Annotated in this window: 4 protein-coding genes; 3 read left to right on the forward strand and 1 reads right to left on the reverse strand. The window is 57.9% G+C overall.

Annotated elements, in window-relative coordinates:
* Positions 1–17: 17 nt before the first annotated feature.
* On the forward strand, positions 18–1181 hold the full coding sequence (locus QZ517_RS05485; RefSeq protein WP_294223372.1) for a M20 aminoacylase family protein: 1164 nt from the start codon (positions 18–20) through the stop codon (positions 1179–1181).
* 27 nt (positions 1182–1208) lie between these two features.
* A complete protein-coding gene (locus QZ517_RS05490) occupies positions 1209–2375 on the forward strand; it encodes a M20 aminoacylase family protein (protein WP_294223375.1) in 1167 nt (388 codons plus the stop codon).
* A gap of 58 nt (positions 2376–2433) precedes the next feature.
* Here QZ517_RS05490 and QZ517_RS05495 read toward each other — a convergent pair whose 3' ends face one another.
* Positions 2434–4881, reverse strand: a complete 2448-nt coding sequence (locus tag QZ517_RS05495; protein ID WP_294223377.1) for a response regulator — start codon at positions 4879–4881, stop codon at positions 2434–2436.
* Between the two features lie 191 nt (positions 4882–5072).
* Between QZ517_RS05495 and QZ517_RS05500 the strand changes: the two genes are divergently transcribed.
* Complete coding sequence (locus QZ517_RS05500; protein WP_294223380.1) at positions 5073–6371, forward strand: glycosyltransferase N-terminal domain-containing protein; 1299 nt, start codon at positions 5073–5075, stop codon at positions 6369–6371.
* Positions 6372–6594: the final 223 nt, after the last annotated feature.

Genomic DNA, 6594 nt, shown 5'->3' on the forward strand with positions numbered 1-6594 from the left:
GGGCAGGGGAGAGACATATGCCGGTTAAAAACCGTTTTGCGGAATTGCACGCCGAAATCACCGAATGGCGGCGGGACATTCATGCGCATCCTGAGGTGCTGTATGAAACACACCGCACCTCCGCGTTGGTGGCGGAGAAGCTCAAGGAATTTGGTTGTGACGAGGTTGTCACTGGCATCGGCCGCACTGGTGTGGTGGGGCTGATCAAAGGCAAGAGTGACACCAAAGGCAATGTGATCGGCCTGCGCGCGGATATGGATGCGCTGCCGATGGCGGAGCAGACCGGGCTGGACTATGCCTCCCAAAACGAAGGCGCGATGCATGCCTGTGGGCATGATGGCCATACGGCGATGTTGCTGGGGGCCGCCAAGTACCTGAGTGAGACGCGTAACTTTGATGGTGCGGTGGCGGTGATCTTCCAACCGGCGGAAGAAGGCGGGAATGGCGCTTTGGCCATGGTCGAAGATGGCATGATGGAGCGCTTTGGCATCAAAGAGGTCTATGGCATGCACAATTACCCCGGCCTGCCGGTGGGGGAGTTTGCCTTACGCAAGGGGCCTTTGTTGGCAGCGGTGGATTTCTTCACCATCGAGATCGAAGGCAAAGGCGGCCACGCGGCGCAGCCCAACAAAACCATCGACCCAACCATGATGGGCAGCCAAATCCATCTGGCCTTGCAGTCGATTGTCAGCCGCAATGTTGACCCCGTGGACCGCGCGGTACTGTCTGTGACGTCGTTTCAGACCGGCTCGGATGTTTATAATGTGATCCCGCACACCGCGACGCTTAAAGGCACGGTGCGCACCTTCAATCCTGACATTCAAGATATGGTTGAAGCGCGTATGAAAGAGGTGGTGGCTGGTGTTGCCGCAACCTTTGGTGGGATCGCGAAGATCGACTACCAGCGCATCACACCTGCGACGATCAACTGGGATGAGCAGGCGGAATTTGCTGAGGAAGTTGCAACCGCCGTGTCGGGCAGCTGTACCGAAGCGCCGTTGAAGATGGGCGGCGAGGACTTCTCCTATATGTTACAAGCCCGTCCTGGGGCTTTCATCATGGTGGGCAACGGCGACAGCGCTGCGTTGCACCACCCCGAATATAACTTTAACGACGAGGCAATCCCGCATGGGAGCAGCTTTCTGTCGGAAGTGATCGAACGCCGCATGCCAGCGGTTTAAGAACGTACTATTGAGCGAGGAAACACTATGCCCACCAAGAACCGTTTTGCAGAATTGCATGATGAAATCACCACCTGGCGCCGTGATCTGCATGAGAACCCGGAAATCCTGTTTGAAACCCACCGCACCAGCGCGATTGTGGCGGAGAAACTGCAAGAGTTTGGCCTGGACGAAGTTGTCACCGGCATTGGCCGCACCGGCGTTGTGGGCGTGATCAAAGGCAAAGACACAGGTTCTGGCAAGGTGATTGGCCTGCGCGCAGACATGGATGCGCTGCCGATTCACGAGCAAACCGGTCTGGAGTATGCCTCCAAGACGCCAGGCGCGATGCACGCCTGTGGACACGACGGCCACACAGCGATGCTGCTGGGTGCGGCGAAATACCTTGCGGAAACGCGCAACTTTGACGGCACCGTTGTGGTGATCTTCCAGCCTGCCGAAGAAGGTGGCGGCGGTGGTCGCGAGATGTGTGAAGACGGCATGATGGACCGGTGGGGCATCCAGGAAGTCTATGGCATGCACAACTGGCCCGGCGTGCCACTGGGCACCTTTGCAATCCGTCCGGGCTCGTTCTTTGCTGCTACGGATCAGTTTGACATTCATTTTGAAGGTCGTGGCGGCCACGCTGCGAAACCACATGACACGGTCGACACCACCGTGATGTCAGCGCAGGCTGTTTTGGCGTTGCAAACCATTGCCAGCCGCAATGCCGATCCGGTGGATCAGGTTGTTGTGTCTGTGACCAGCTTTGAGACGTCCTCTAAAGCGTTCAACGTGATCCCGCAGAAGGTGCACATCAAAGGCACCGTGCGCACCATGTCCAAAGAGATGCGGGATCTGGCGGAAACTCGCATCAAAGAGATCTGCGACGGGATCGCCGCGACCTTTGGCGGAACCGTCGAGGTGAAATATCACCGCGGCTACCCAGTGATGGTGAACTCCGAAACCCAGACCGAGTTTGCCGCCGAAGTGGCCAAGTCGATTTCCGGTCAGTGTGATGAAGCACCGCTGGTGATGGGCGGCGAAGACTTTGCCTTCATGCTGGAAGAGCGCCCCGGCGCTTATATCCTGGTCGGCAACGGCGAAGACGGCGCGATGGTGCACCACCCGGAATACAACTTCAACGACGACGCCATTCCGGCGGGCTGCTCCTGGTGGGCCGAGATTGTTGAAAAGCGGATGCCTGCTGCCTAATCAATATGGGAGGCGGCGCCAAACTGTGCGCCGCCGGTCCCACAATTGTGCCAAAAGGTCAGGAGGCCTTGCGGTGTTCCAATTGCGTCGACAGAGCCTGCAGTAGGTGGGCCTTGTTGATCGGCTTGGACAGGAAGAAATCCATGCCGGCCTCCAGACACATGTCCCGATCACTCTCAAATGCATTTGCCGTCAGCGCCACAATGGGCGGTTGAGGGATCGGCAAGGAGCGGATGATGCGGGTGGCTTCGACGCCGTCCAACTCCGGCATGGACATGTCCATCAGCACCACATCCGGGGTGTAGGCTTTGCAGAATTCCACGGCCTGTAAGCCGTTTTCAACCTCAATCAGTTCCACATCAAACGCGGCCAGGTATTTTTGAACCAACAGGCGGTTGGTCTTGTTGTCTTCGGCCAAAAGAATACGCGCGCCTTCAAGATGTTCGGAGGCAAACGTCGGCGCCTCCGCTTCCTTCTTGGGGCGGCCCACCGCGGGTTTGGCGTCAATTGTTGCCACAAAACAGGCGCCCTCGTCATATTCGGTACACAGAGCGATGTCTCCGCCCATGCGCCGTGCCAGCATGGCGGAAATTGTCAGGCCAAGCCCGGTGCCGCCAAAGGCGCGGGTGGTGGCTGCGTCCGCCTGAGAGAAGCGATCAAAAATGTGTTCTGCCTGCGCCTCTGTGATGCCAATACCAGTGTCAAACACCTCAACCTTGATGCCATACTCTGACGCCTCATCGCGCTTTACAAGCACCCGCACGCCGCCCTCTGACGTGAATTTCACGGCGTTGCCAACCAGGTTCACGATGATCTGTCGCAGGCGCCCATTGTCTGCGCGCACCTCAGTGGGAAGATCGTCTTCGTAGTCCACGGTGAGAGAAATGCCTTTCTGCGTCGCCTTATGTCGAAGCAATTCAACGGCACTGTCGATGCAATGGCGCAAGTTGAAGTTCACCTCGGACACTTCCAGCTTTCCACTTTCAAGCCGTGACAAATCGAGAATGTCGTTGATGATTTTCAAAAGCGCATGGCCGCTGTCGCGGATGGTGTCCACACATTGGCGATCCTCACCAGAGATGCCGCTTTCCGCGAGCAGGTCCGCCATGCCCAGAATGCCGTTCATCGGCGTGCGGATTTCATGGCTCATATTGGCCAGAAAGTCGGTTTTGGCGCGGTCGGCTTTTTCTGCCACCAGCTTTGCCTCTGCCAACTCCTTTTCATATTGCTTGGTGCGGGTGATGTCGCGCTCAATCCCGATGTTCATGGTGATGTTGCCGTCATCATCTTTGATTGGGAAGATATTGGTGCCCACCCAGATGTCGCGCCCGTCCTTGGTCCGGTTCACGATCTGGCAATGGAACCGGTTGCCCTGGATGCGCTGATTGATCATTTCTTGGATTGTTTCGGGGTTTGTGTTTTCGGAATTGAGCAGGGCCCCAACATGTTGCCCGACGGCTTCTTCAGAGCTGTAGCCCGTCATGCGCGTGAAGCCAGCATTCACCCATTGGATTTCCCCGCTAGGCGTGCTGAGAATGATGCTGTCTGAGGCGTGTTTGGCCACAAGCGACAGACGCTCAAGCTCCGTTTCGCGCCGTTTCAACGCGTCAATGGCGCTGCGCCGCGTGTCAGACAGGCGGCCAGCAGCAAATGTCGGGATAAAAATGAGCAGCCCTATAAACATAAAAAAGATCCGCGTTCCCCACACGTCGGAGGCCGTTTTGGCCCAGCCGTTTTGGGGGCGTGCCGCCATTTGCCAAGTCCCGCTTGGCAGTTGGATGTCCATCAGGATAGGGGAATCGTCCAAGACTGCCGGGTCTCCAAAAAACAAATCGCCTTCGGCGCCGGTGCCGTCTTTGCCAATCAGAGCTACGTCAACGGTAAGAGAGCCGTCCAACAAACCTGCCTGTTGATAGAGGCCATCCGCGTCGATGACCGCCGCCACAACGCCCCAAAACCGACGCTGTCCGTTGCGGGTGTCCCAAACGGGAAACCGACCAATAAATCCGGTGCCGCCTTGAACCAGATTGACTGGTCCCGCTAGAACCATCTTGCCGCTGTCTCGCACTCGGTAGGCCGCGGCACGCTGAGCTTCATTCTGGTTGTAGTCCAGGCCCAGAGCAGCCTTGTTGGGTTCGTAAGGATAGACGCGAGTAACAACCAAGTCTGGGGCCAGCGCGATGTTGAGAAATTCCTGATGGGTGCCCATCACTTGGCTTGCAAGCGTGCTATATTCCTCTTGCGACATATCCAAATTGGCCGACAGAGCCGCGATCATGCCGCGCACCAGTTGAATGTCTGCGTTAACATAGCCTTCGATTTGAGCTCGCAGACGGCTGGTTTCGCTGATGGCAAGCGTGCGCTGTTCCTGCTTGGTAATAAAGGTCTGGTTGCGCTCCACATAGACGGCAAAACACACCACCACCGCCAGAGCGATGAAGGAGGGCAGGTAGGACCGTCCCGCCAAAGAGCGGGCCAGGGTCCACAGGGAGTTCGTCAGTGGCATTTTTTATCCGGTATAATCATCACAACAAACAGTGGCGTCTGGCGCACTGTTTCAGAAAGTCCTTCACCACTTATTAATGAGGGTTTTCCCGTCAGCGTTGTTTGGGGGCAACGCTTTACGAGGGCATGGCCTTGGCCTTTTGCCGGTGTATATAAGGGCAGAGGTATTCAGCAACGGACAGGCGCAGACGTATGGCCAAAGAGCACAAACGCGTAAGCCTTTCGCTTGGCTGGCAATTGCGTGGCTATTTGATGCTGCGCCCAGTGTTGCAGCCGGTCATGCGCGCTGTGGTGGCCCGGCGTGTGGCGCGGGGCAAAGATGACCCTGCGCGCGCCCAGGAGAAACTGGGGCAGGCGGGGATGGCGCGACCTGACGGCACATTGATTTGGCTGCATGCGGTGGGGTTGGGCGAGGTCCTGGCTTTGCGACCTTTGCTGCGTGTGATGGGGGCGTTGATGCCAGAGGCGCATTTTCTTGTCACCTCAACGGCGCGCAGTTCGGCTCAGGTGTTGGGGGCAAACCTGCCCCCTCGGGTGATACATCAGTTTTTGCCGTTGGACGGACCCCGCTATGTGGCCCGTTTTCTGGATCACTGGCAGCCGGACCTGTCGATCTGGTCTGAGCAGGATCTGTGGCCCGGCGTCATTGTGGACTCCGCGCGCCGGGGCGTTCCGCTGGCCTATATCAATGCACGGATAACCCAAGGCGGGTTTGAGCGTCGGCATAAACTGCGCGCGGGCTTTAAGGATCTGATGCAATTGTTTGCCGTTGTTGCGGCGCAGGAACCAACCTCCGCCGAGTTCTTGCAACGGCTTGGCGCAACGGACCCACAGGTCATGCCGTCGCTAAAACCGGCAGCCGCCCCTTTGAACGTGGATACGGTGTCCTTGGCAGAGATGCGGGACACATTGGCGGGGCGGCACACCTGGGTAGTGGCTTCCAGCCATGCCCCGGACGAGGCGGTGGCCACTGCCGCCCACAAACAGGTGCTCAAATCTGATCCTGAGGCGCTGTTAATTGTCGCCCCGCGGGCACCGGAGCGGGGCGCGGAGATTTGTAGCGGGCTGGCGGAGTCTGGACTGCGGTGTGCGCAGCGCAGTCTGGGGGAGCGTTTGGAAAAGAGCCATCAAGTTTATGTGGCTGACACGCTTGGTGAGCTGGGGCTATGGTATCGTCTTGCGCAGGTGGCTTTGATTGGCGGCAGCTTTGGCGACACTGAAGGACATAATCCTTGGGAGGCCATTGTAGTGGGCTGTCCTGTGATGTGTGGTCCCAACACAGCCAACTTTGCGCGGGATTATCTTCAGCTCGAAGGTGAGGGGTTGGCGCATCGCATTTCCGGTGAGGGCCAAGCTGCGGGTCAAATGGCAGAATGGGTGAGGGCAGGGCAGCACACAACTGCCACCACTCGTGCCAAGGGGTTGGTCGCGGAAGCCCAAGAGGCTCTGCTGCCTTTGGCGCGGCAGTTGCTGTCTTTGAGGAAGGCGTAAGCCTTGTAAGCCGCAACGGTTGCGTGCGGTGGGGTAGGGCTTCCGAAAGGCCAGCTTCCCTGCCCCAAACCTGCACCTCTGCGAAACAGCTGCGATGCTGACGTATTACCGACGTTGTTTTTGGCGTGGTGAGGAGTCTTAAGGCGTGGTCACTTCCGGTGTTGCGTGGTGAGTCTTGTGTGAGTCTGTTGCCGAGTCTGTGGATAAGTGTCGGTTTGTTGGA

It is taken from the genome of uncultured Shimia sp. (genome assembly GCF_913054185.1).
Taxonomy (GTDB): Bacteria; Pseudomonadota; Alphaproteobacteria; order Rhodobacterales; family Rhodobacteraceae; genus Shimia.